General features: G+C 61.6%; 19 protein-coding genes, 1 tRNA gene and 1 riboswitch. Of the genes, 12 read left to right on the top strand and 8 right to left on the bottom strand.

The genetic code is table 11. From position 1 onward, the window contains the following. Positions 1–74: 74 nt before the first annotated feature. Both HMPREF2749_RS01420 and HMPREF2749_RS01415 read right to left on the bottom strand, forming a co-directional pair. Positions 75–1436: an MFS transporter gene (locus HMPREF2749_RS01420; RefSeq protein WP_246824527.1), complete on the bottom strand. Its 1362-nt coding sequence runs from the start codon at positions 1434–1436 to the stop codon at positions 75–77. A 212-nt stretch (positions 1437–1648) separates the two neighbouring features. After that, positions 1649–2176: a mycothiol transferase gene (locus tag HMPREF2749_RS01415; RefSeq protein WP_070593152.1), complete on the bottom strand. Its 528-nt coding sequence runs from the start codon at positions 2174–2176 to the stop codon at positions 1649–1651. A 195-nt stretch (positions 2177–2371) separates the two neighbouring features. Here HMPREF2749_RS01415 and HMPREF2749_RS01410 point away from each other — a divergent pair, with 195 nt between their 5' ends. From HMPREF2749_RS01410 to HMPREF2749_RS01395, 4 genes are all read left to right on the top strand, one after another. Continuing rightward, positions 2372–3781: an FAD-dependent oxidoreductase gene (locus HMPREF2749_RS01410; protein WP_070593150.1), complete on the top strand. Its 1410-nt coding sequence runs from the start codon at positions 2372–2374 to the stop codon at positions 3779–3781. Positions 3782–4087: 306 nt separating this feature from the next. Then, positions 4088–4798, top strand: coding sequence for an isochorismatase family protein (locus HMPREF2749_RS01405; RefSeq protein WP_070593149.1), 711 nt, complete (start codon positions 4088–4090; stop codon positions 4796–4798). Next, complete coding sequence (locus tag HMPREF2749_RS01400) at positions 4795–5562, top strand: SDR family oxidoreductase (RefSeq protein ID WP_070593148.1); 768 nt, start codon at positions 4795–4797, stop codon at positions 5560–5562. The genes HMPREF2749_RS01405 and HMPREF2749_RS01400 overlap by 4 nt, the downstream gene beginning before the upstream one ends. A gap of 63 nt (positions 5563–5625) precedes the next feature. Beyond that, positions 5626–6729 (top strand): isochorismate synthase, encoded by a 1104-nt coding sequence (locus HMPREF2749_RS01395; RefSeq protein ID WP_049348945.1) that lies wholly within the window; start codon positions 5626–5628, stop codon positions 6727–6729. A 112-nt stretch (positions 6730–6841) separates the two neighbouring features. Here the strand turns inward: HMPREF2749_RS01395 and HMPREF2749_RS01390 are convergent, their stop codons facing one another. After that, the gene (locus HMPREF2749_RS01390) at positions 6842–7831 is read right to left on the bottom strand and encodes a 4'-phosphopantetheinyl transferase family protein (protein WP_080977133.1); all 990 of its coding nucleotides are present in this window, start codon (positions 7829–7831) and stop codon (positions 6842–6844) included. A 175-nt stretch (positions 7832–8006) separates the two neighbouring features. Between HMPREF2749_RS01390 and HMPREF2749_RS01385 the strand changes: the two genes are divergently transcribed. After that, complete coding sequence (locus HMPREF2749_RS01385) at positions 8007–9455, top strand: RNase H family protein (RefSeq protein ID WP_070593146.1); 1449 nt, start codon at positions 8007–8009, stop codon at positions 9453–9455. A gap of 231 nt (positions 9456–9686) precedes the next feature. Here the strand turns inward: HMPREF2749_RS01385 and HMPREF2749_RS01380 are convergent, their stop codons facing one another. The 4 genes from HMPREF2749_RS01380 to HMPREF2749_RS01365 all read right to left on the bottom strand — a co-directional run bounded on the left by HMPREF2749_RS01380 (position 9687) and on the right by HMPREF2749_RS01365 (position 12947). After that, positions 9687–9977: a WXG100 family type VII secretion target gene (locus HMPREF2749_RS01380; RefSeq protein WP_005504526.1), complete on the bottom strand. Its 291-nt coding sequence runs from the start codon at positions 9975–9977 to the stop codon at positions 9687–9689. A gap of 417 nt (positions 9978–10394) precedes the next feature. Then, positions 10395–11894 carry a sensor histidine kinase gene (locus tag HMPREF2749_RS01375; RefSeq protein ID WP_049346102.1) on the bottom strand — a complete coding sequence of 500 codons (1500 nt, stop codon included), beginning with the start codon at positions 11892–11894 and terminating at the stop codon, positions 10395–10397. A 1-nt stretch (position 11895) separates the two neighbouring features. Further along, on the bottom strand, positions 11896–12600 hold the full coding sequence (locus HMPREF2749_RS01370) for a response regulator transcription factor (RefSeq protein WP_049326988.1): 705 nt from the start codon (positions 12598–12600) through the stop codon (positions 11896–11898). Between the two features lie 74 nt (positions 12601–12674). Continuing rightward, complete coding sequence (locus HMPREF2749_RS01365) at positions 12675–12947, bottom strand: hypothetical protein (RefSeq protein ID WP_049340923.1); 273 nt, start codon at positions 12945–12947, stop codon at positions 12675–12677. 141 nt (positions 12948–13088) lie between these two features. Between HMPREF2749_RS01365 and HMPREF2749_RS01360 the strand changes: the two genes are divergently transcribed. The 3 genes from HMPREF2749_RS01360 to HMPREF2749_RS01350 all read left to right on the top strand — a co-directional run bounded on the left by HMPREF2749_RS01360 (position 13089) and on the right by HMPREF2749_RS01350 (position 16246). Further along, positions 13089–13871, top strand: a complete 783-nt coding sequence (locus HMPREF2749_RS01360; protein ID WP_070593144.1) for a DUF3027 domain-containing protein — start codon at positions 13089–13091, stop codon at positions 13869–13871. A 210-nt stretch (positions 13872–14081) separates the two neighbouring features. Beyond that, positions 14082–14786, top strand: coding sequence for an iron-dependent transcriptional repressor DtxR (locus HMPREF2749_RS01355; protein WP_049353230.1), 705 nt, complete (start codon positions 14082–14084; stop codon positions 14784–14786). 610 nt (positions 14787–15396) lie between these two features. Then, a riboswitch (cyclic di-AMP (ydaO/yuaA leader) is annotated at positions 15397–15556 on the top strand. Continuing rightward, positions 15557–16246 carry a C40 family peptidase gene (locus tag HMPREF2749_RS01350; protein ID WP_070593142.1) on the top strand — a complete coding sequence of 230 codons (690 nt, stop codon included), beginning with the start codon at positions 15557–15559 and terminating at the stop codon, positions 16244–16246. A 182-nt stretch (positions 16247–16428) separates the two neighbouring features. Here HMPREF2749_RS01350 and HMPREF2749_RS01345 read toward each other — a convergent pair whose 3' ends face one another. Beyond that, positions 16429–17442, bottom strand: a complete 1014-nt coding sequence (locus HMPREF2749_RS01345; protein WP_070593140.1) for a DUF4031 domain-containing protein — start codon at positions 17440–17442, stop codon at positions 16429–16431. Positions 17443–17561: 119 nt separating this feature from the next. Here HMPREF2749_RS01345 and HMPREF2749_RS01340 point away from each other — a divergent pair. From HMPREF2749_RS01340 to sucD, 4 genes are all read left to right on the top strand, one after another. Beyond that, positions 17562–17634 (top strand) — tRNA-Arg (locus HMPREF2749_RS01340). Positions 17635–17813: 179 nt separating this feature from the next. Next, a complete protein-coding gene (locus tag HMPREF2749_RS01335) occupies positions 17814–20798 on the top strand; it encodes a UvrD-helicase domain-containing protein (RefSeq protein WP_070593138.1) in 2985 nt (994 codons plus the stop codon). A 461-nt stretch (positions 20799–21259) separates the two neighbouring features. Next, positions 21260–22426, top strand: coding sequence for an ADP-forming succinate--CoA ligase subunit beta (gene sucC / locus HMPREF2749_RS01330; protein WP_005504561.1), 1167 nt, complete (start codon positions 21260–21262; stop codon positions 22424–22426). A gap of 29 nt (positions 22427–22455) precedes the next feature. Then, a complete protein-coding gene (gene sucD / locus HMPREF2749_RS01325; protein ID WP_005504562.1) occupies positions 22456–23373 on the top strand; it encodes a succinate--CoA ligase subunit alpha in 918 nt (305 codons plus the stop codon). The last annotated feature ends 170 nt before the right edge of the window (positions 23374–23543 follow it).

Genomic DNA, 23543 nt, shown 5'->3' with positions numbered 1-23543 from the left:
GCGGTGTTATCAGGGTTGCCCGCAACGTGGCGGAGGTGAGGCGATGATGCCCCGAGGCGATATACAGAGCACAGTCATGCACCCGCACGGCTCTTTGCCTCATTCCGCGATTCCTGCGCCCGTATCGCTCGCGCAGTCGGGCCGAGAATGAACGTGAATACGGTGGCGATGATGAAGAGTGCCCCTCCGGTAACAATGGTGTTGATCGCGCCGAACGCTGGTACCGCCCATCCGGTGATGAGGTACCCGACCATACCCGCTAGGGAGAAAACCACACCCATGAAGCTGTAGACGCGCCCGCGCATGTGTTCGTCGATAGCGTCTGCGAAGAGGACTTGCCCGAGCACTTCTTCGGGTCCGTAGAACATGCCCCAGATGAACCAGAGCACGAGTACCGCCCACAGCGCCGGGTGTAGTCCCATACTCAGACAAACGGCGCCGTAGCCGAGTCCGGAGATGCACATCCACCCGCGTTTGGTCATACGCACCCGCCCGGCGCCTGTACCGACGCCGAGTTTGGCTGAAAGCCAGGAGCTGATCACGCATCCGGCGGCGTAGACGGAAGTTGCGATTCCGAAGGCGGTGTAGTCGTGCCCGAGGCCGCGGGTGAGGTATTCGAGCATGGGCAGGGTGGTGATGGGTACGGCGGCGATGGAGAGGAACCAGAAGGTGAGCATACCGCGCACGATGGGGTTGTGTGCGGTGTAGGCGGCGCCTTCGCGCAGGAGTCTGCCGGTGTGGTGTTCCTGCACGGTGGCGGTGCGTTCGGCGTGGGTGAGGTCGTAGTTGCGTATGGTGGCGACGGTGAGGGCAGCGAGCAGGTTGAGGGTGCCTGCGAATCCGACGGCGAGGGCTGGGGTGGTGAAGGATGCGACGGCGGCTGCGATGGTGGGGCCGAGGGTTTGGGCGAGGAAGATGAGGCTGCCGCGGCGTGCCATGTATTTTTGGTAGTCGTCGCCGAGCAGGGAGGGCATGGCGGCGGAGGCTGCGGGGGATGAGAAGGTGCCGAAGGTTGAGACGAGGAATGCGATGGTGAGGAAGGCGGGTAGTCCTGCGGCGGCGTAGAGGGCTGGGGATGCGATGAGTAGGGCGGCGCTGGCGAGCCTGAAGCTGACGGTGAGGGTTTTGCGGTTGAATTTGTCGGCGATAGCGCCTGCGAATGGTGCGAAGAGGATGACGGGGACTGCCTCGACGACCATGACGATAGCGGAGTGGGCGAGGTCGCCGGTGGCGCCGTAGGTCAGCAGGGGCATGGCGATAGCTTGGATACTGGACGCAAGAGCATCAGAAACCTGCGCGGTCAGGAGCGTGAGCTGCCCGCGTGCGTTCAGCGGCGTTGCTGATGTGGGTTTTGCGGTCGCGTCTGGTGTGTTTGTTGGAATGCGCGACGCAGGTGATTCAGGGTGCTCAGGCGAAGGGTCTGTGGTGCGTCTCATAATACTGTGGATTCTATCACGGGTAAGAACGCTGTAACCGAGGCGAAACAAGACACAAGATGCGCGAGCAGATAACAGTCCGTTATCTTCTCGCCGAAATATTATCTGCTCGCGGTGTTATCGGGGTTGCCCGCAACCGGGCGGTGGCGTCTCGGGCTGGTTGTGTCCGAGGCGCCACCGCTTTTTCGTTCCCCTCTAGCGGGCGTGAAATTCTATCCCTGCGCCGCGAAATCCTGTGCCGCGAGAATACCCGCCGCGTACGCCGCCTGACCCACGTGCTGGGTTGCGTCGTCAATCAGGCTGACCAGGCGCATACCGCGAGTTACCGGCGGAGTCCACGAACGGTCAATAATCTCGCTCAAATCAGCCTCGCTCAGTGTCTGCGCGTAGTCGGCGAGCGCCTCGCCGGTCGCCACAAGGTACTCCACCAGCAGGGCAGAATCTTCAACCACGATGGAGCGTGCCTGCTCGGCGGTGTGACCGTAGCCCATGGTGTCGCCGAGCTCGCCCAGGTTGAAACGCTCCCTGAAACCCTGAGTCTCCCAGACCTGCGGCTGACCATTCAGAGCAGAAAGCTGCATGTCCATTTGTCGTCCTGCATGCCAGAGGAGCCAGGCGATAGAGTTCGGGTGCCCACCCGGATGTGCGTTCAAAGCCTCGGGGGATAGCCCCTTGACGGCTACGGCGGCTTCGATGCCGGGGCGGCTGGCGGCGTCGTGCAGAATATCGTGGGTTTTCATGGAATCCTCCTGAAGATGCTGGCTCCTCGCAGGGAGCCGGGTAGTTTCAGTCTACGCCCGCGTGTTCGCTGCCTTGAAAGAGTCGCCTTGAAAGAGTCGGTTTGGAAGAAAAAATGTGACGCTCGGGAATAATACTTATTTCTTTCCGTTGAACTCTGTGAAGACATCATCATCTAAATTTCACAGGAGAATATTATGACCACCCCCGCTCAGTTGCACTTTGACATGGTCGTCATCGGCTTCGGCAAGGGCGGCAAGACCCTCGCTGGCGCATACGCCAAGACCGGTAAGAACGTTGCCCTCATTGAACAGTCCACCGGCATGTACGGCGGCACCTGCATCAACATCGGTTGCGTACCCACCAAGGCGCTCGTGCACCGTGCCGACGAGTTCCGCGCCAGCGGCGAGCGCAGCCTTGAAGAAGCAAACGCCGCATACGAATCCGCCGTGGTTTTCCGTGACAAGCTGACCGGCATGATGCGCGCCAAGAACCGCGAGATCCTGCTGTCCAACGAGACCGCTAAGCTCATTGACGGTCACGCACGTTTCATTTCCGACACCGAGGTGGAGGTCACCGCGGGTGAGGACACCCTGCGCGTTACCGCCGACTACTTCATCGTCAACACCGGTGCCGTGTCGGTTATCCCGCCGATTGAGGGTATCCGCGAATCTGAGCGTGTGCTCACCTCCACCGAGCTGCAGAAGCTCACCCCGCGCCCCAAGCGTCTGGGCATTATCGGTGGCGGCCCCATCGGTGTTGAGTTCGCCGGTATTTTCTCCTCCTACGGTACCGAGGTGACCATTCTGGACGGCGCACCCGCCCTCTTCGGCCGCTACGACGAGGACGTTGCCCAGGTTGCCCGCGAGATTATCGCAGACCAGGACATTGCCGCTCATACCGGCGTGCGCGTGCAGTCCTTCAATGACGGCGCTGACTCGGTGACCGTGACCTACCTCGACTCCGAGGGCGCTACCCAGCAGCTGGAGGTGGACTATGTGATGGTTGCGACCGGCCGCAAGCCCGCCACCGAGGGTCTGGGCCTGGAGAACACCAACATCGAAACCAATGACCGCGGCGCAATTGTCGTGGATGAGCACCTGCGCAGCACCGTGCCGAACATTTTCGCGCTCGGTGACGTGAACGGCGGCCCGCAGTTCACCTACATCTCCATGGATGACTACCGCGTGGTGCTCTCCCAGCTGGTCGGTGACGGTTCCCGCTCCACTAAGGATCGTAAGGCAGTGGCTTCGACCATTTACATGAACCCGCCGCTGTCTTCCGTGGGCCTGACGGAGCGTGAGGCAATCGAGGCTGGCCACAAGGTGAAGGTCGCTTCGAAGCCGGTTGCCGCGGTTGCCGCGATGCCGCGCGCGAAGACCCAGGAGAACCCGCGCGGCATCATGAAGTTCGTGATTGACGCGCAGAGCGACCAGATTCTGGGTGCCCAGCTGCTGGTAATCGAGTCCATGGAGGTTATTAACCTGGTGGCTCTGGCGATGCGCCACGGCATTACTGCTTCGCAGCTGCGCGATGAGATTTACACTCACCCCTCGATCACTGAGGGTCTGAATGAGGTTCTTGCCGTCGCGGCGCCTGTGAACTAGTTGAACTAGAATCGCGGCTGAATTCGCGGTTCGTATAGCGTTTCTGCTTGTCCGAGTGCTTCCCTGCCCGTTCCGCCCGTTGTGCTGTCAACGGGGGTGTGGGTGGGGAAGCATTTTTGTTAAGGCTCATATATACCTAGTAGCTAAGCATGCCCTAAGATGGTTATGAGATAAGCGCAAGCTCACCGATTGGGTGGTCAGTGTGAAGGGGCTCGGAGGAGACACCCACTCGCTGCTACACCCACCACAGCGCACCGCCTGCGCCGCGCATACAACCGAAAACCAAAGGCACGAACCGGGAGAATCATGGCACTGCCCAAAATCAAGCCCTACACCTACGTCGACCGTGAACACAGCAACCGCGTGAGCTGGCCCGTGGACCCCTCCCGCGCTGTACTGCTCGTACACGACATGCAGGTACACTTCGTGCAGGCTTTTGAAGGGGCTGACCTGGGGGAGGGTAACGCCAACCCGGACGCCCAGATTAACGTCGCTATTCGGAACCTGCGTCGCCTTATTGACGCCGCCCACGCCGCAGGAATCCCGGTCTACTACACCGCACAGCCGCCGCGCCAGAACCCCGAAGATCGCCGCCTGCTCATCGACTTCTGGGGCGACGGCCTGCAGAACGACGAATCCGCCCGCGTGCTTGACGAACTGGCACCCACCGACCGCGACACCGTGCTGACCAAGTGGCGCTACTCCGCGTTCGTGCGCAGCCCCTTCGAGGACCTGCTCAAGGAGTCCGGTCGCGACCAGCTCATTATCGGCGGCGTGTACGCGCACATTGGCTGCCTGACCACCGCCCTGGAGGCGTTCATGCGTGACATTCAGCCGTTTATGGTTGCGGATGCGCTCGCCGACTTCTCGGAGGAGGAGCACCGCACGGCGTGCGAGTACGCTTCGGGTCGTTGCGCCCGCGTGCTGAACACCGCCGATGTACTTGCCGACCTGCATGCTGCAGAAGGTGCTGAGAAGGCTGAGTCTGCTGAGTCTGCTGAGGAGGCGCGCGCATGAGCTGGGTCATTGTGACCGGCGCGAACGGCGGTATTGGTGAGGCAACCGTCCACCAGCTCATTAAGAACGGTTATTCGGTGTTTGCGGCTGACCTCGTGGAGCAGCCCATTGCCTCCTTCGGTACCTACGGGGACGCGATCTTCCGCTACCGCGCCGTAGACGTTACGAACGAAGAGTCCGTCACCGCCCTCGCCAACGCTGTAGCGGCACTCGACGAACCCATCACCGGTGCGGTACTCGCCGCGGGCATCGCCCACAGCCAGCCGCTACTGGAAACCAGCTTCGCCACCTGGAAGCGCCTGCACGCGGTCAACTCCGACGGCGTGTTCCTGTGCCTGCGCGAATTCGCGCGCATCATGATTGACCAGCAGGAAACCGACCCGACTAACAGCCGCTCCCTGGTGACGGTCGCCTCCAACGCGGCCCGTGTGCCCCGCGCGGAGTTTGGTGCCTACGGTGCATCGAAGGCATCGGCGGCGCGCGTGAGTTCCAGCTTCGGTCTGCAGCTTGCCGCGCACGGTATTCGCGTGAACTCGGTCTGCCCCGGCACCACCCGAACCCCTATGGTGACTGACGCCTGGGAGGGCGAGGACCGCTCCGCCCTGCCGGTTGCCGGTAACCCGGAAACGTTCCGTCTGGGCATTCCGCTGCGCCGTATTGCCGACCCGGCGGATATTGCGGCGGTCAACGCCTTCCTCATCTCGGAGGCGGCTCGCCACATCACCATGCAGGAGATTGTCGCCGACGGCGGTGCGACCCTCTAACGGCACCCCGCGTCCGGCGTTTAGATGCCCGGCGCGAACCCACACACCACTGATAGAAATACGATGACGAACCTTCCCGACTTTATCTTTTCCACCGGCACCCGCGTTCTGCGCGCATCCGGTGCGATGACCCCTGTCACCTTCGATAATGCCCTGGACGAGGCGAAACGTGCCGGTAGCGCCGTCGTGGGTCTGATTCCTTTTGACCCGGACATGCCCGCCTACCTCTTCGTGCCTGAACGCATGGAGGAGCAGCAGGTGCCGGTCCCCGAGCAGACCGTGGCGCTTGCCGAACCGGTATCGGTCACCGGCCGCCAGAACGACCGGTTCCGTGCCGCCGTGGCGACCGCCGTGGAGCGCATGAAGGCGGGTGAGCTGAGCAAAATCGTGCTTTCGCGTGTGCTCACCGCCCGCTACGCACCCGGCGCTCTCAACCTGGAAGCGCTGTACAACAACCTGCGCGCCCAGCAGCGTTCCGCATTCAACTTTGCGGTGCGCCTGCCCGAGGGCGAGCGCGGCATGAGCGGAAGCTACCTGATGGGTGCCTCCCCGGAGCTGGTGTTCCGCACCGAGGGCCGCGCCTTCAAGACCCACCCGCTTGCCGGTAGCGCCCCGCGCATTGCCGAGCCCGGTAGCGCCGAGGACGAAGCGATTCGTGACCGTCTGTTCGCCTCGCCGAAGGACCGCCACGAGCACGCCTACGTCATCAACGATATTGCCGAGCGCCTGGCACCCATCGCCGAGGAGCTGAACGTGCCGCAGGTGCCCTCGCTGCTGCAGACCCCGCAGCTGTGGCACCTGGCGACCCCCATCGACGGCGTGTTGAAGGAGGGGCTGACTTGCCTGGACGGTGCCCGCGCGATCCACCCGACTCCCGCGATTTGCGGTGCCCCCACTGAGAAGGCGCTGGAGCTGATTCGCCAGCTGGAGTCTTTCGAGCGCCGCTACTTTGGCGGTCTGGTCGGCTACATGGACGCCGAGGGTAACGGCGAGTGGGCGTTGGTGCTGCGCTGCGCCCAGGTCAGCCCGGATGAGGCGGTGCTGTACGCGGGTGCGGGTATTGTGGCTGAGTCCGACCCGGAGCTGGAGCACACGGAGACCGGCACGAAGCTCGGTAGCTTTGGTCGCGCCCTGGGCGTGGATACCCTGGGCGAAGATACCCCTTAGGTTCTGCCACGAACGCCTTTCGTGACTGCCTTGACCCGGCAGAATAAAACGACTGAACGCGCTCGCTGTTATGGCGGGCGCGTTCAGTCGTTGTTGTTATGGGGGAGCGTGGCTAGTCGGTGAGCAGACGCTTGAGCTCCAGGGGAGTGGCAACCGGCAGAAGCTGAGCCTCAAGCTGCACGGGCTCACCCTCGGCAGGGTTCTCCACAGCCAGGGCGATGAGCATCTTCTGCGCGTGCTCGGGGTTCTCCGCATCGGGCAGCGCCACGGGTACCCACTGCAGGCTAAAGCTCCGCTCGATAGCCTCGCCGCCGCCCTGAGGTGTGGGTGCGCTAAAGGTAGCACGCGCGGTCAAGCTGTCCTGAGTCAGTACGCGCAGGGCGGTCGGCTCGGGAACGTTGCTGCCCAGAAGGTCCCCCGGGACCTCCTCGTTCATGGCAAGTTCGAGCGCATCCAGCAGCTCATCTGTGAGCTGCACCCGAACCAGGGAGGGCACTACGCTCAGGCCGTGGCCGGTCGCTTTGAGCACCGCCTCCTTAGCGGTCCACAGCGCCACCGAGAACAGGTGCAGTACGGGCGCGGGGCGTTCCTGCGCCACTCGCTCATAGAACGCACGTTCTTCATTGGAGAGCGCTAGGCGCGCAAAACCGGAGAACAGACGCGCATCCAGAGTCTCAACATCCACACCGAGCACCGCCGAGGGGTTACGGCTAAACGCACCCACGACCAGCGGATTCACCTGCGACATATTGAAATTTACGCCCGCAATACGCGGCTTACCGTGCTTCTTACCGCTGGTGCACAGGGTGCAGGAACGATCCACCTCAATCTCAGAAGCGGCACTGGACGGCACATCCAGACGAGCCGCCGCCATGGCACGCATGAGCGCCTGAGTGCTCAGGTAGCTGACCGCCGCCGTGGAGGTCGGCAACTGCGCCGCATGCTGCTGCTCGGCAAGACCCAGGTAGCTCAACCAGCTAAAACGCAGGGAACCGTACATCGTGCGGGTGGGAAGAGCGAAAATCTGCACGCGCTCGCTCGGACGGGCGGTAGGGTGCTCCGGGTGCTGTGCGCTGGGTGTTTCGGGGGCAGAATAGCTCATAGGTTTAGTGTACCCGCCCGGCATTACGGCAATGGGCGCGTCCGAGGCTGCTTGAGGTTGTCCACAGCGGCGACCGCGCGCTACGCACCCTCGCCGCCGGTGCGGTAAAGTCATCACAGACATCATTACGGACAGCCGCCCGCACGATAGAGCAGCGGCACAGAAAGAAGGTACCGTGAACAGCACGCAAGAAATCATTGCCGCCGCAGACGGCTCGGCGCTGGGCAACCCCGGACCGGCGGGCTGGGCATGGTATATCGACGATGACCACTGGGCGAGCGGCGGCTGGGCGCACGGCACCAACAATATGGGTGAGCTCAAGGCTGTCCTGGATCTGTTCGAGGCGACCGCATCCCGCCCGGAGGCGAAGCTGCGCGTGTACTGCGATAGCCAGTACGTCATTAACTCGCTGACCAAGTGGATGCCCGGCTGGAAGAAGAAGGGCTGGAAGAAGTCTGACGGCAAGCCCGTGCTCAACCGCGACCTGCTGGAGGCGCTGGATCAGGCGCTGACCGGCCGCGACTACGAGTTTATTTGGGTGAAGGGCCACGCCGGTCACGAGCTCAATGAGAAGGCGGACTCCCTGGCGAATGGTGCCGCGCGCGCCTATCAGGAGGGTCGCGAACCTGCGCACGGCCCCGGCTTCGGTGCCTCTGCTGAACCTGCGGCTGCGGCTGTGGAGCTTGTGGCTGTTGAAGCGCCGATTGTGAATGCTCCGGCTGCAGAACCTGCACTCTCTGACGTTGCCCTCTCTGAGGTTGCGCTCTCTGGGGCAGCGCCCTCCGAGTCTTCCGCGGACGCCCACCTGCCCGTGCAGGAATTCACCGCAGCCGAGATTGAGAACGCCCAGCGCGGCGTGGAGAGCCTGCGCCTATCAGGTCTGCTGCGCCCCGCCTCCGCGGTGAACGCCCCCGACCCGGAGGCGGTCCGCACCCGCAAGGAACAGCTGGCGCTCGCGGCGGAGCGTGCCGCTGAGCGTGACGCAAAGGCACTGGCGCGCCAGCAGGAGACCGCTCAGCAGGCATCGAACGCCGCGCAGGCGGAAGAAGAGGATGACCTGACCGGTCTGGAAGAGTTCGCGGGTATGGACCCGAACGATGTTGACCCGGCGGAACTGCTGGGTGAGACGGAAGAACACGCAGAAGAGCAGACGGTAGAGCCCGCCGCGGCGCCCGCACAGACCGTAGAGTCCGCTCAGGTTGAGGCACCCGTGGAGGAAGCGCCCGCTTCTGCTCCCGCGCGCACCGCTCCCGCCGCGCCTGCTCCGAACCCCGCTGTCCTGAACCCTGAGGAAGCCTCCGCCGCAGAACAGCTGCTCGAAAGCCGCGGCTCCGCCATGGAAGCAGCGCAGCTGGAATCCATGCTGCACGAGCGACTGGTGTGGGTGACCGCCACCGGCAAGTCGGTGTCCCGCTCCTCGGTGCTGCAGTACCGTGAACGCGCCTTCACCCAGCAGGGTGCCCCGCTCAAGCAGGGCGTGCAGGTGCTGGATTCTTCTAGCGTGCTGGTCATGGCGGCGGTTGCCACCGCGCGCGGCCGCGTGAGCCGTTCAAGTATCTGGCATTACGACGCTGAGCGCGGCCTGTGGCGTTTGCGTTTCCGCCAGGAGACCCCCGCCTCCTAAAGCTGAGCTCCTAACGCTCAGCTCCTAAGGATTGGGCTCTTGAGCCCAAAGATTTCCGTGCAATAAAACCCCGCCGCATCCTCAATTGCGAGGATGCGCCGGGGTTTTCTCAATAAATGTTCGCCGCCTTCTGGCGAATCTGGCGGGCGGTGTGCCGTGCGGCCGGACCTTTTAGCCGCCCGGTCTACCGCCTGCCTGCGGGTGGGCTTCTGGGCTTATTGCCCTGCCCCCTTAGCCGACGAACATGGAGGCGTTAGCCTGCTCGGTGTCTGCGTAGTTCACACCTGCGCGGGTGAGTGCCTCGTTGATCTGGGTGATGGATGCTTCGACCTGGCGCTGGGTTGCGTGCCACTGGTCCAGTACGCCCTGGAAGTTAGCGGATGCAGAGCCGGTCCAGGAGCTCTGCAGATCGTGCAGGGATGCGGTCATACCGTTGACGTCTGCGGTGATGGATGCGACGTAGGATCGTGCCTGTGCGCTCTTGGCTGCGATGACTTCGGAATCGACATTGAACTGTGCCATGGTTTTTCTCCTTTGAGATATGTGAGATGGGTGGGGCGGTTGCCCCGTGGTGGTGCTTGGGGTTTGGATCTCTGGAAGGGTTGAGTTCCTGACCGGAAGCTTGTTATCACTATATATTTCAAAATGCATCAAATGAGCTAAAAAATGATTATTTGGTAAATCTGTGGATAAACCCGCCAGATTCGCTCCAGCATCTCGAAAAAATCGAAAGCCCTCCCGAAAATGACGCCGCCATGACGCACGCTAGATTGCCCCCGCTGTTCTTGAGCCGCCCAGCTTCTCCTCACTCGCGCTCTCCTCACTCGCACCGCCGCGAGTTATCGCCCCGCCGCGATATAGTCCCGCCTCCAGGGCACAGCAAAACCCCCGAACCGTAGAACACTCAAGTTCCACAATCCGGGGGTTTATGCGTCCGTGTTATTTCATCAGCTGATCGTCCGAGACAGGCGGCGGATAGAACGGCAAAGAAATCACGAAGGTAGCACCGCCACCATCGGTCTCTTCAATATGAATCCTGCCCTCGTGCTGCTCAATAATCGCAGCCACAATGGACAGACCCAGACCCGTACCGCCGGTCTCACGCGAACGCGAGGTGTCGGTGCGGTAGAAACGCTCGAAGACGCGCTCGCGGTCTTCGCCGTGAATACCGGGGCCGTGGTCGCGCACCTCCAGCACGGACAGCGGGAAGCCGGGAACCTCTTCGCGCACGCCCACCGCAATCTCCAGGGGAGAGCCGTCGGGGGTGTAGCGCATGGCGTTGGTCAGCAGGTTTGCCACGACCTGACGCAGACGCGATTCGTCGCCGAGCACGGTTGCGGAGGTCGGTGCCACCTCTTCGTTCAGGCCCACCAGGGACACTGCACGATCGGGTGCCGTAGCGTAGGCGTCGTTACTAGCGTCCACTGCCAGGTTGAACAGGTCGAAGGGCGCCAGCTTGGATTCGCGGCGCTCATCAATACGCGCCAGGGTCAGCAGGTCTTCCACGAGCTGACCCATACGCTTGGACTCCGACTCGATGCGGCTCATCGCGGTAGCAACGGCCTCGTCGGTGGGCAGAGCGCCCTGACGGTACAGCTCCGAGTAGCCTCGAATACTGACCAGAGGGGTGCGCAGCTCATGCGAAGCGTCACCCACGAAGCGGCGCATTTTCGCTTCGCTCTTCTCGCGGGCTTTGAAGAGCACCTCAATCTGGGCGAGCATCGTGTTCAGCGAAACCGCGAGGTTACCAATCTCGTTGCTCGGGTTGTAGTCCTCAATACGCTGCGAGAGGTCGCCGGCAGCAATCTTAGCGGCGGTCTGCTCCACACGCGCGAGCGGCTCGAAGGTGCGGGTCACAATCACCCAGGTCATCGCAATTGCGGAGGCGAGAGTCGCCAAACCAAACGCGAAGGTCAGCACACCCACGAGGGCGACCACCTGGTTCGTTTGTTTCAACGGCATGGCAATGATGAGGGAGGCCGCCTCCGGCAAACCTGAAGAGTCGTTGGCTTCAATGGGTACGGCGAGCACACGCCAATCGGAGGAACTACCCACCGAGTTGACGGTGACCGCCTCCTCGTTTTGCTTGCGAACCTTCTCTTCGGTCCAGCCCTGCAGCGCCGGCTCGCTGAACTGTTCGCTGTCCTCGGACTTGAGCGAGTACAGCACGTTGCCGTCCTTGTCGAGCAGGTACAGGCGGTAGGTGCTCAGGGATTGTTCCTGATTGCCGGAGGGGCGCACGGTTGCCAGCTGCACGAGTGAGGGGGCGCTGTTCTTCATCTCTTCATCCAGCTGGTGCACCATCTGGGCGCGCAGAGCGGAAATCGCCACCAGGCTCGTCACCGCAATGGAGAGGGCGATGAGCAAGGAGGTGATGAGCACCAGCTGGGTGCGAAGGGAGAGAGACTGGGGGATCCGGTCGAGGGGTTTGAGCGCCACGTTAGCCTCGAGAACCGCGAATCATGTAGCCCACACCGCGCTTGGTGTGGATGAGCGGCTCGTGGTTTTCACGGTTGTTGTCGATCTTGCGGCGCAGGTACGAAATGTAGGACTCAACGATGGAGGAGTCACCGTTGAAGTCGTACTCCCACACGTGGTCAAGAATCTGCGCCTTGGACAGCACGCGGTTGGCGTTGAGCATCAGGTAGTGCAGCAGGTTGAACTCGGTGGGGGAGAGGTCAATCTCTTCGTCACCGAGGAACACTTCGTGGGTGTCCACGTTCAGGGTGAGTGCGTCAACGCGCAGTACGGCGTCGTCCTCTTCCTGGATGCTGCGGCTACGGCGCAGAATGGCGCGGATGCGGGCGATTACCTCGTCGAGGGAGAAGGGCTTGGTGACGTAGTCGTCGCCGCCAGCACCCAGACCGGTGACCTTGTCTTCGGTGGCGTCCTTCGCGGTCAGGAAGAGCACGGGGGTGGTGGTGCCGTTTTCGCGCAGGCGGCGGGTCACCTCGAAGCCGTCCATGCCGGGCATCATGACGTCCAGGACGATGAGGTCGGGGTTTTCGGCGTGTGCCTTTTCGAGGGCTTCGCGGCCGTTGCCGGCGGTAACTACTTCAAAACCGGCGAAACGCAGGGAGGTGGCGAGCAGTTCAAGAATATTGAACTCGTCATCGACGACTAGGAGTTTTGCTTCAGCAGACATACTCTATCTTTCTCTCTGAATGGCAGGCTGTACTTGATAAGTGAATGATGTGTGTGAGCTTGCGGCTCAAATCTTTATGCCTTGTTGCGGCGCATGACCGACAGGATCAGTGCGGCCATGAGTGCAATAAAGGCGACGGGTAGGAGGACCAGCGGAATCTGGCTCATGAGGGCGGGCGGCGTTGCCCCAACCCACTTCATCACGAGCATGGCAACTCCGGTGAGCAGACAAAGCAGGGCGAGAATCGCGCCGCCTGCACCGAGCCAGCGGATGGCTCCGGCGTAGGGCAGGGGTGCAGGGGTCTGCTCTGCAGCGTTGTGCTTATCCTGTGCGGGTTCATTACTCATGGATTTAACGGTATCAGCTCACACACAGCTGTTCGTGGGCGAAGCCCCAGATTCAGCGGTTTGAGACCCAAATTCACAGCGTATGTGAAGCTTGGGGGAGCGGCCGCACTGTTTGCGCACGCGAGATGCTTTAATAGGGGTATGTCTGAACAGGTTATTGAACTGCTCCCCGAAACTACGCCCGCTACTGACGCGCCCGCAGAGTCCGTTGTGCCTTCTGCCGCGCCTGAGAGCGCTGACGAGGGTAGCGCTGTACCTGCTGAGACTCAGCCCTCCGTGAACGCTGAGGAGCCTGAGGTGGCTGAGACGCCTGCTGAAGAATCTGCTTCCGAGGAATCCGCTACCGAAGAAACTGAACAGAACGAAGACTCCACCCCCGACCCCTTCACCCCGCTGGATGAAGAGGTAGGTGTCCCCTCCCTGGGTGTTCCGCACAAGCTGCGCCGCACCTCCAAGGTGGATGAGATTCTTGCCGCCGCTAAGGACGTAGCGCTGCAGGGTGTGCGAGAGATCGCCCCGGCACACGCTATCGGTCTGGTTCACCACGTGCGCGCCGAGGAAGAGCGCCTGAGCACTCACCTCTTTGAGTGCACCCTGCCCGGTTACCGTGGCTGGTTCTGGTTTGCTACCCTCTCGCGTGCGCCTCGCTCCCGCGTGGCAACAATCTGCGAGGTGGGCCTGCTGCCCGGCGACGACGCGCTCATTGCGCCGGATTGGGTGCCGTGGGCTGACCGCGTTCGCCCGGAAGACCTGGAGGAGAACGCCGCGCAGGAGAACGTAGAGCAGGAGAATGTAGAGTTTGATGCAGCTACTGAGGAATCTGCTGAGTCCGGTGAGCCCGTAGAGAACAACTCGGCGGAGAATGAAACCGCGCAGAACGCTTCTGCTGCAGAGGAAACTGCCGAGGCTGAGTCCGCAGAGTAAGCCTACCGTCTACTCCTCTTAATAAAGGGGTGGGTTAGCAAAAGCGTATATATGAGGTGTCTTGAGTCGTCCAATGAGTTTTCATTGGGCGACTCAATGACTTAAGCCGTGGCAAAAGCCGCTGAAAAAGTACATAATAGATTATTGAATTAAGTAACGACTTAGGCAGTGCTATCTAAGTACTGTTGCGGTGAAAGCTGGGAGAGATATATGACAGACCTCATCGATACCACAGAGATGTATTTGCGCACCATCCTCGAACTGGAGGAAGAGGGCATTGTCCCCATGCGTGCGCGCATCGCTGAACGACTCGAGCACTCCGGCCCGACCGTTTCCCAGACTGTGGCACGTATGGAGAAGCACGGTCTGCTCACCGTTGAGCCGGACCGCCACCTCGAACTGACCGAGGAAGGCCGCCACAAGGCGGTCGAGGTGATGCGTAAGCACCGCCTGGCTGAGCGACTGCTCTCTGACATCATTGGTCTGGAACTTGAGTACGTGCACGAAGAAGCATGCCGCTGGGAGCACGTCATGAGTGACAAGGTGGAGAAGCGCATCCTGGAGATGCTCAAGGACCCCAAGTTCTCCCCGTACGGTAACGCTATCCCCGGCCTGGAGGATCTGGGCCACAGTAGTGAGAAAAACGACGAGCGTACCGTGCCCATGTCCCTGGCGGCACGCGACTCCGGTCCCGAGGACCGTTTCACTATTTCTCGCTTCCCCGAGTCCATTCAGACTGACGTTGAGCTGTTGAAGCTGCTGGCTGACGCAGGTATTGTTTACGGCGCTTCGGTGTCCGTGGTTGCTGGCCAGGACGATGACGTGATTGTTCACGCTGATGGCGAAGAGGACACCCTCTCCCTGGATATGGACGTGGCAAACGCAATTGTGGTCAAGCGCGGCGGCAACCTCTAAGCTCTAATTCTGAGAGTCCGCTAACCCAGTTCACGCTAAACGGTGGTATCGCCTCCCTTTGTGGAGGAGGTGCCACCGTTTTTGTGCACGTGTTAGGGCTGCTCGGCCTTGCGGGGGAGGCTTCGGGGGAGCTGAGGTGCCTAGTGGACGGGGTATTTCAGAGTTTGGTCATGTGCGCGGGCGCATATACTCCTCTCTCAGAGTTTTAGCAACTGCGCTTGAGTGCATTTTTCGGGTTTTTCGCTTAAATCTGAGGTTGAAACTGATGGAAACGCCGATGTTTGAGCAATCTCTGGGAGTGGACACTTAAGAGATAAGGGTCATTTTTAAGAGTTTTGAACCCTGTCCTTAAGGGGGTACTGGTGCATTAAAAGCGAATGTGCATCCTTGTAAAATACCTAGTCAAGAGCCTTAAGCGGTAGCTGTTGGTTCCATTGAGAGGGGGTCAAATGCCTGGAGTGCCAAGTTTTCCCCCCAGGGTGAAAGTTCAAAATTTAAGCCCGAATGAAGTGACAACTGGGAGTTTTCTGTGTATTCTCATTTCTGTGCCCAAATCCTCATCGTAAGAGGGCACCGTCGAAGCGGTTCCGCTGAGTTCTGCCAACGCTTCGATGTACGTCTACCCAATATGGCAGAAGCGGGGGACCCAATCCCCAAGCTGGGATACGGCATCTCAATCGAGAAGCCTCGGGGCTAAGTCACTTCGGTGGCCGAGCGAATCCATGCTCGAGCCCGACAGCTCACCTCGTCAGGCAATGGAGGAATTACCAATGGCTAAGAAGATCGTACGTACCGCAGGTGCAACCCTCGCAGCAGGCGCAATCCTGCTCGGCTCGACCGTTCCCGCGAACGCATTCGCACAGATCCCCGCTGCGGCTGATTTGTCCTACGACTACACCAACTACGAGTTCGACTACACCAGCTACAACACCCCCGCAACCACCTACGTTGCACCCCAGGCTCAGGCACAGCAGACCTACGTTGCTCCCGCAGCAGCTCCGGCACCCGTAGCTGAGACCACCTACGTAGCACCCCAGGCTGAGACCCAGCAGGCTTACGTTGCACCCGTTGCAACCGAGGCTCCCGCTGCACCCGCAGCTTCCTCCGCTTCCACCGGTAACGCTTCCCGCGACGCAATCGTTGCAACCGCAATGAGCGGCCTGGGCGGCGCATACGTTTGGGGCGGCAAGACCTTCGGTGCATGGGACTGCTCCGGCTTCACCTCCTGGGTTTTCGCTCAGCACGGTATCAAGCTGACCGCTTTCACCTACGCAATGAAGAACGAGCTGCGCCCGACCGCTAACCCCCAGCCCGGCGACATCGTCTTCCAGAACGGCTACAGCCACGTTGGTATCTACCTGGGCGACGGCAAGATGATCTCCGCTCTGAACCCCACCAACGGTACCCTGGTGCACCCCACCTCCTGGATGTCCGTTGACGGCTACTACACCGCTCTCTAAGCCTTAGCGCATAAGAGCTGGGTCTAGCCCAAAATACTTCAAAAAGGCGCCTACCCCGCACGCGGGTGGGCGCCTTTTGTGTACCCGAGATTTGTGTACCCGAGAGATTCCATGAAAATACCGCCGAGAGCGCACCTTAGTGTGGGTGCATTCTCGGCGGTATGTGTTTTAGGTGTATGCGGCTAGGATGCCAGAGTCTGCAGAAGCCCCTGCGGGTCCTGCTCCCACTCGCTGAGCTCAGCTTGCAGATTAGCCCGCGCGGGCTCCTCCCAGAGCTGTAGACCCTCCTCGGAGAGGAAGATGCGTTTACGCCCCAGGATCGAACGCAGGAAGGTCGTACGACCGGCACGGAATGCCTCATCGTCAAGATGGGAGTACTCGCTACGCACCCCGCGCAGGTAGCGGCGGTAGCGTGCCGAATCAGCCGCCAGGATAGCCATATCGGCATCGAGGAAAAACTGAATATCCGCCGGCTCATAGCCCGCCGGTAGGTCGGCAGACTCGGGCAGCTCGTGGGTTGCCGTGGCACGCACCAGAAGGCTCACCATCTGCAGCTCGTCACCACTGAGCAGGCCCGCGGTAACCAGCGGCTCCAGGGAGGTGTTCGCCAGCTGCTCGCTACGGCGCTCATCCTCACCCGGCGCGCCCTCGTACACCGCGTCGTGGAACCACGCCGCCAAAACCAACGCCAGGGGAGTAGAACCCTGCGTGCGGTGTGCGTAGAGACGGTCCAGATCGGTGAGCATCTGCGAAAGGTGCCCGCTGTGGTGGTAGGCGCGGTGCGGCTGCTCCCATGCCTGCAACAGGCTCTCACCCAGTTCCGCTACCTGCGCCGTGAGTTGAGCTTGGCTCACGGAAGGAGCCTCCACATGCTTGAGGCGGGGTGTAAACGCTGCCTCCCAGGCGCGAAGCAGACGCGGGCGAATCTTCTCGGGGCGCTCCTTCAGGGGAATCCGCAGACCGCTCGCAATGAGCGTGCGAGTCAGCTGCGCGCCGCTGAGCTCCTTCGCGCCCGCCCGTACTAGATCCTCGTAGAGGTGCGCCGGAACGTCGTAGTGGTCGCGGTCGAAGGCACGCTCACTGATGCTCGCAGTCGCGGCGAACTCGTGCAGTTCCGCCAGGGATGCATCGGAGATGAGATGTGAGAAGACGGTGCCGTGCGCGGGCCAGGTGGGCGGGTCAATGTAGATGCTCATTCGTACATTGTAGGAGCGGTTCTGCCGCCGGGTGCGGGTGTCCTCAAGCGGTGAACACAGGGCGGTGAACACGGGCTGTGCGGACCCTTGGTGCGGGGTGCTTTATACTGGATAGGTACGCCCTCGTAGCTCAGGGGATAGAGCACTTCTCTCCTAAAGAAGGTGTCGGACGTTCGAATCGTCTCGGGGGCACACAGAACCGGCATTCACCCCGGTACAAGAAACCGCCCGTCGCTTGCATTAGCAGGCGCGGGCGGTTTTCTTATCTTTGCTCGAATGAGAGGGCGGCGGATGACCGAAAGGGTGGGAGCTGCGGAGCAAATGCGGTAGCATGGAATATCGAACGTGTATTCTAGGCAGCGAGGTAGACGATGAGCGACAAGCCCGAACAGCAGAAGCAGCCCTTCACCGAACAGGACGGCCTGTTCGCCGCCGAACTCGTCACCCCCGCAGCACCGGTAGACCCTGCACCAGTGGACGAGCCGCCCTTCGACCCCTACTACGACGTACCCCCTGCCGAGGACGACTACTACGCCCCTCCCACGGACGCCGCAGTGATGGATGCTCCGGTGATGGAGGCGCCCGCACAGGACGTACCCGCCGCCCTGCCTGCCGGCATGCCCGCCTACGGTGCCCCTGCTAATAGTGTGCCCGTTCCTGTACCCGGCGCACCCGCAGCCTTCACCGCCGCAGACCCGCTCGGCGACTTCATGCCGCCCGCCTACCGCGTCGGCGGCTACGGCGAGGACTTCGATCCCGCCGACCCCTACGGCGAACGCACCCACAGCCTCAACGCTGTTGACCCCGCCTCCCTCACCGCGGGGCTCAACGAACGCCAGGAAGAGGCCGTACTGCACTCCGGCTCGCCCCTGCTCATCGTCGCGGGTGCGGGCTCCGGCAAGACCCGCGTGCTGACCCACCGCATCGCCTACCTGCTCGCAACCCACCGCGCGACCCCCGGCCAGATTCTCGCCATCACCTTCACCAACAAGGCTGCCGCCGAAATGCGTGAACGTATCGAGGCGCTGGTCGGCCCGCGCGCCAAGCACATGTGGATTTCTACTTTCCACAGCTTCTGCGTGCGTGTGCTGCGCCGTGAGGCCGCCGCCCTGGGGCTGAAGTCCACCTTCACCATCTACGATTCGACCGACTCGCAGCGCCTGCTGAGCCTCATCATTAAAGAGCTCAACCTGGACACCAAGAAGTTCACCGCTAAGGCCGTGGGCAACCGCATCTCCGCGCTGAAGAACGAGCTGGTCAGCGCCGAGGCGTACGCATCCCGCGTGGCTAGCGATAACCCGTACGAGAAGACCATCGCGCAGATTTACACCGTCTACACGCAGCGTCTGCGCGCCGCTAACTCCCTCGACTTTGACGACCTGATTGGCCGCACCGTCTTTTTGCTCAAGAAGTTCCCCGAAATCGCGAACTACTACCGCCGCAAGTTCCGCCACATCCTCGTGGACGAGTACCAGGACACCAACCACGCCCAGTACCAGCTGGTGCGTGAACTGGTCGGCGCCCACACGAAGGCACCGGCTGACCGCGGCCCCTACCCGGACGCCGTGCCCCCCGCCGAGCTGACTGTGGTCGGTGACTCCGACCAGTCCATCTACGCCTTCCGCGGCGCGGATATCCGCAATATTACGGACTTCGAGAAGGACTACCCGAACGCCCACACGATCCTGCTGGAACAGAACTACCGTTCCACACAGAACATTCTCTCCGCGGCAAATGCGGTCATTGAACGCAACCCCGACCGTCGCCCCAAGAAGCTGTGGACCGCCTCCGGCGCGGGTGCGAAAATCATCGGTTACGTCGCCGAATCCGAACACGCCGAGGCACGCTACATCACCCGCGAAATTGACCGCCTTGCCGATGAGTACGGCGTGCAGCCCGGTGACGTCGCAATCTTCTACCGCACCAACGCGCAGTCCCGAACCCTCGAGGACATGCTCATGCGTGCCGGCCTGCCCTACCGCGTGGTCGGTGGTACCCGCTTCTACGAGCGTAAGGAAATCAAGGACGCCCTGGCGTACCTGCGCGCCCTGAGCAACCCCGATGACGACGTGAACGTGCGGCGCATCCTCAACGAACCCAAGCGCGGTATCGGTGCTAAGTCTGAGTCCGTGGTGGCGGAGTACGCGAGTGCGAACCGCATCTCTTTCTACGCCGCCGCACGCCAGGCAGCCGACATCCCCGGCCTGGGTGCCGCCGCGGTCAAGAAGTACGCCGAGTTCGTGCGCCTCATGGACGACCTGGCGCAGATTGCCCGCACCGAACCCGCCGCAACCTGCCTGGAAGCGGTCCTGGAACAGACAGGGTACCTGGCGGCTCTGCGCGCCTCCAAGGACATTCAGGACGAATCGCGCGTGGAGAACCTCTCCGAGCTGCTTGACGCCATGGTCGAGTTCGAGACAGAGAACCCCGGCGCCGACCTGGAGCAGTTCCTCGAACACGTGGCCCTGGTCGCCGACGCCGACTCAATCCCGAACCGCCCCGCCAGCGCGGAGGGTGAGAACGCCTCCGCCGCACAGATTGCCGCCGAAGCCGCCGAGGCGAAGGCGCAGGGTATGGTCACTCTCATGACCCTGCACACCGCCAAGGGCCTGGAGTTCCCCGTGGTGTTCCTGACCGGCATGGAGCACGGCCTGTTCCCGCACCAGCGCGCCCTGACCGATGAGAAGGAAATGAGCGAGGAGCGCCGCCTGGCGTACGTGGGTCTGACCCGCGCCATGGAGCGCCTGTACCTGACCCGCTCCGAGACCCGCACGATGTGGGGTAAGAGCCAGTTCAACCCGCCCTCGCCCTTCCTGGAAGAAATCCCGGAGGAGCTTATCGAGTGGAAGCGCACCGCCGGTTTCTCAGGCTTTGGTGCCTCCGGCATGGGTGCGTACGGCGCTCGCGGCGGCAGTTCCTATGGAGGAAGCTCCTACGGTGGTGGCTACGGCAGCGGTTACTCCGGCGGTTCGCGCTCCGGATACAGCTCCGGCTACGGTTCCGGCGGCTACTCGGGTGGTTACGGCTCCGGCAGCTATAGCTCGCGCGGCTCGTACGACCCCTACGAGTCCCGCCCCGCACGTCGTTCCGAGCCGTCCACCGCGGACATTAACGGCTCGGCAAGCTACGGGCTGGCGGCTGCCGCCTCCTCAAAGGTGACGAACCGTTCCCGCGTGCATCAGAGCAAGGAAATCCCGACCCTGGCGGTCGGCGATACCGTGCGCCACACCAAGTTTGGTGAGGGCCGCGTGCTCGCCGTTGAGGGTAGCGGCGATAAGACCGTGGCGAAGGTCCGTTTCGGTTCGGAAGAGAAGCGCCTGCTGCTGCGTTACGCGCCGCTGGAGAAGGTGAGCTAACGCGTCAGGCGTGCGAACCTAACAACGCCGATGGAGGGGCGGGTACCTGAGGGTGCCCGCCCCTCTTTTATGTGCTGTATCGGGCGTGTTGTCCGCCTGCTGAGAAGGTGGCCGGGGCTTTGCAGAGCACGGCGGTAAACGCCGCATTTTCGCCGGTATTTCGCGGCGGATGGGGGAGTGTTAGCTCGGGTTAGTTACCTGGTGCACTGCCTTTGGGTGGAATGTACCCAAAATATTTGTGAGCTGAGTCGCTAAAATCTCAGATTTGGGGCTCTGTGAGTGCGAGCTCACGCCGAATCCGATAGAGTAGAGACGAGAGAAATTCCCCGCGTCAATGATGCGTGTGCGCCGGGTGCGAGAGACCCCTATCGCACCGTACTGACCACACGGGGGAACCTCCTCTAATGAGACCAGGCCGAGTGCACCAGTACTCGGCACCACTTCGAAGAAGAAGGACACCTGTGGACCTTTTCGAATACCAGGCGCGCGAGCTCTTCGCAAAGCACGGTGTACCCGTGCTCAAGGGCATTGTTGCGACCACCCCTGAAGAAGCAAAGGCAGCAGCTGAGGAAATTGGCGGCCTGACCGTCATTAAGGCTCAGGTTAAGACCGGCGGCCGCGGTAAGGCTGGCGGCGTTAAGCTCGCAAAGTCCCCCGAAGAAGCTTACGAGCACGCTAAGGCAATTCTCGGCATGGACATCAAGGGCCACACCGTTCACCGCGTGCTGGTCGCTGACGGCGCAGACATCGCCGAAGAATACTACTTCTCCCTCCTGCTGGACCGTGCAAACCGCTCCTACCTGGCAATGTGCTCGGTAGAAGGCGGTATGGAAATTGAGCAGCTCGCTGCTGAGCGCCCCGAGGCACTGGCAAAGATCGAGGTTGACCCGCTGGTCGGCCTGGACCAGGCTAAGGCTGAGGAAATTGCTAAGGCAGCAGGTTTCTCCGCAGAACTGCAGGAGAAGGTTGTTCCCGTTCTCGTCAAGCTGGGCGAAGTCTACACTAAGGAAGACGCAACCCTGGTTGAGGTTAACCCCCTCGTTCTGACCCCCGAGGGCACCATCCTCGCCCTGGACGGTAAGGTCTCCCTGGACGACAACGCAGAATTCCGCCAGCCCGAGCACGAGGCTCTCGTGGACAAGTCCGCTGAGAACCCGCTGGAAGCTAAGGCAAAGCAGTTCGACCTGAACTACGTGAAGCTGGACGGCGAGGTCGGCATCGTTGGTAACGGTGCAGGTCTGGTTATGTCCACCCTGGACGTCGTTGCATACGCTGGTGAGAACCACGGCAACGTCAAGCCCGCAAACTTCCTTGATATTGGTGGCGGCGCGTCCGCTGAGGTTATGGCTGCCGGCCTGGAAATCATTCTGGGCGACGAGCAGGTCAAGAGCGTTTTCGTGAACGTCTTCGGCGGCATCACCGCATGTGACGCAGTGGCAGACGGCATCGTGAAGGCTCTGGAGATTCTGGGCGACGCAGCAACCAAGCCCCTGGTTGTGCGCCTGGACGGCAACAACGTTGCTGAGGGTCGCCGCATCCTCTCCGAGGCGAACCACCCGCTGGTTGTTCTGGCTGAGACCATGGACTCCGGCGCTGACAAGGCAGCAGAGCTCGCTCACAAGGCGTAATCGCCAGCAAAGGATTTCAAGGAAGTAATATGTCTATCTTTGTGAACAAGGACTCCAAGGTCATCGTTCAGGGCATCACCGGTGGCGAGGGTACCAAGCACACCGCACGCATGCTCGCAGCAGGCACCAACATTGTGGGCGGCGTGAACGCTCGCAAGGCTGGCACCACCGTCACCCACAAGGCGAAGGACGGCTCCGACATCGAGCTGAACGTGTTCGGTTCCGTAGCTGAGGCTATGGAGAAGACCGGCGCGAACGTCTCCATCGTCTTCGTTCCCCCGGCCTTCACCAAGGCAGCAGTTCTCGAGGCTATCGAGGCTAAGATCGGTCTCGTCGTCGTCATCACCGAGGGCGTTCCGGTTCAGGACTCCGCAGAGTTCTGGGCAGCCGCTAAGGCATCCGTGGACGAGAACGGCAAGCAGATCACCCGCATCATCGGCCCCAACTGCCCCGGCATCATCTCCCCCGAGGAGTGCCTGGTTGGTATTATCCCGGCGAACATCACCGGCAAGGGCAAGATCGGTCTGGTCTCCAAGTCCGGTACCCTGACCTACCAGCTGATGTACGAACTGTCCGACATTGGTTTCACCACCGCTATCGGTATTGGTGGCGACCCCATCATCGGCACCACCCACATCGACGCTCTGGAAGCTTTCGAAGCTGACCCCGAGACCGAAGCAATCGTCATGATTGGTGAGATTGGTGGTGACGCTGAGGAGCGTGCTGCAGAGTACATCAAGGCAAACGTGACCAAGCCCGTCGTTGGTTACATTGCAGGCTTCACCGCTCCTGAGGGTAAGACCATGGGCCACGCAGGCGCTATTGTCTCCGGTTCCTCCGGTACCGCTCAGGCGAAGAAGGAAGCTCTGGAAGCAGCAGGCGTGAAGGTCGGTAAGACCCCCTCCGAGGCTGCAAACCTGATGCGCGAAATCTTCGCAGCGAAGTAAACAGCATAGTATTGCGGCAGATGCCGGTAGTCCATGAGGCTACCGGCATCTGTGCTTTAACCGGGAACTCAACAGAGACAGTGCCGAAGAACGCCCAGAGGTGCTGGAGGGGAATGCACCGGGGAAAAGAGGAAGGTTGAGCCGCTCCAGCTGCCGAATAGTGCTGGGAT

The sequence above is a fragment of the Rothia sp. HMSC075F09 genome, assembly GCF_001810515.1.
Lineage (GTDB): Bacteria > Actinomycetota > Actinomycetes > Actinomycetales > Micrococcaceae > Rothia.
This window is presented reverse-complemented; position numbering and strand designations above follow the sequence as displayed.

Excerpts from the sequence above, each read along its gene's own strand:
- HMPREF2749_RS01420 (WP_246824527.1), bottom strand. The coding sequence starts at position 1,436 with ATGAGACGCACCACAGACCCTTCGCCTGAGCACCCTGAATCACCTGCG.
- HMPREF2749_RS01415 (WP_070593152.1), bottom strand. The coding sequence starts at position 2,176 with ATGAAAACCCACGATATTCTGCACGACGCCGCCAGCCGCCCCGGCATC.
- HMPREF2749_RS01410 (WP_070593150.1), top strand. The coding sequence starts at position 2,372 with ATGACCACCCCCGCTCAGTTGCACTTTGACATGGTCGTCATCGGCTTC.
- HMPREF2749_RS01405 (WP_070593149.1), top strand. The coding sequence starts at position 4,088 with ATGGCACTGCCCAAAATCAAGCCCTACACCTACGTCGACCGTGAACAC.
- HMPREF2749_RS01400 (WP_070593148.1), top strand. The coding sequence starts at position 4,795 with ATGAGCTGGGTCATTGTGACCGGCGCGAACGGCGGTATTGGTGAGGCA.
- HMPREF2749_RS01395 (WP_049348945.1), top strand. The coding sequence starts at position 5,626 with ATGACGAACCTTCCCGACTTTATCTTTTCCACCGGCACCCGCGTTCTG.
- HMPREF2749_RS01390 (WP_080977133.1), bottom strand. The coding sequence starts at position 7,831 with ATGAGCTATTCTGCCCCCGAAACACCCAGCGCACAGCACCCGGAGCAC.
- HMPREF2749_RS01380 (WP_005504526.1), bottom strand. The coding sequence starts at position 9,977 with ATGGCACAGTTCAATGTCGATTCCGAAGTCATCGCAGCCAAGAGCGCA.
- HMPREF2749_RS01370 (WP_049326988.1), bottom strand. The coding sequence starts at position 12,600 with ATGTCTGCTGAAGCAAAACTCCTAGTCGTCGATGACGAGTTCAATATT.
- HMPREF2749_RS01365 (WP_049340923.1), bottom strand. The coding sequence starts at position 12,947 with ATGAGTAATGAACCCGCACAGGATAAGCACAACGCTGCAGAGCAGACC.
- HMPREF2749_RS01360 (WP_070593144.1), top strand. The coding sequence starts at position 13,089 with ATGTCTGAACAGGTTATTGAACTGCTCCCCGAAACTACGCCCGCTACT.
- HMPREF2749_RS01355 (WP_049353230.1), top strand. The coding sequence starts at position 14,082 with ATGACAGACCTCATCGATACCACAGAGATGTATTTGCGCACCATCCTC.
- HMPREF2749_RS01350 (WP_070593142.1), top strand. The coding sequence starts at position 15,557 with ATGGCTAAGAAGATCGTACGTACCGCAGGTGCAACCCTCGCAGCAGGC.
- HMPREF2749_RS01345 (WP_070593140.1), bottom strand. The coding sequence starts at position 17,442 with ATGAGCATCTACATTGACCCGCCCACCTGGCCCGCGCACGGCACCGTC.
- HMPREF2749_RS01335 (WP_070593138.1), top strand. The coding sequence starts at position 17,814 with ATGAGCGACAAGCCCGAACAGCAGAAGCAGCCCTTCACCGAACAGGAC.
- sucD (WP_005504562.1), top strand. The coding sequence starts at position 22,456 with ATGTCTATCTTTGTGAACAAGGACTCCAAGGTCATCGTTCAGGGCATC.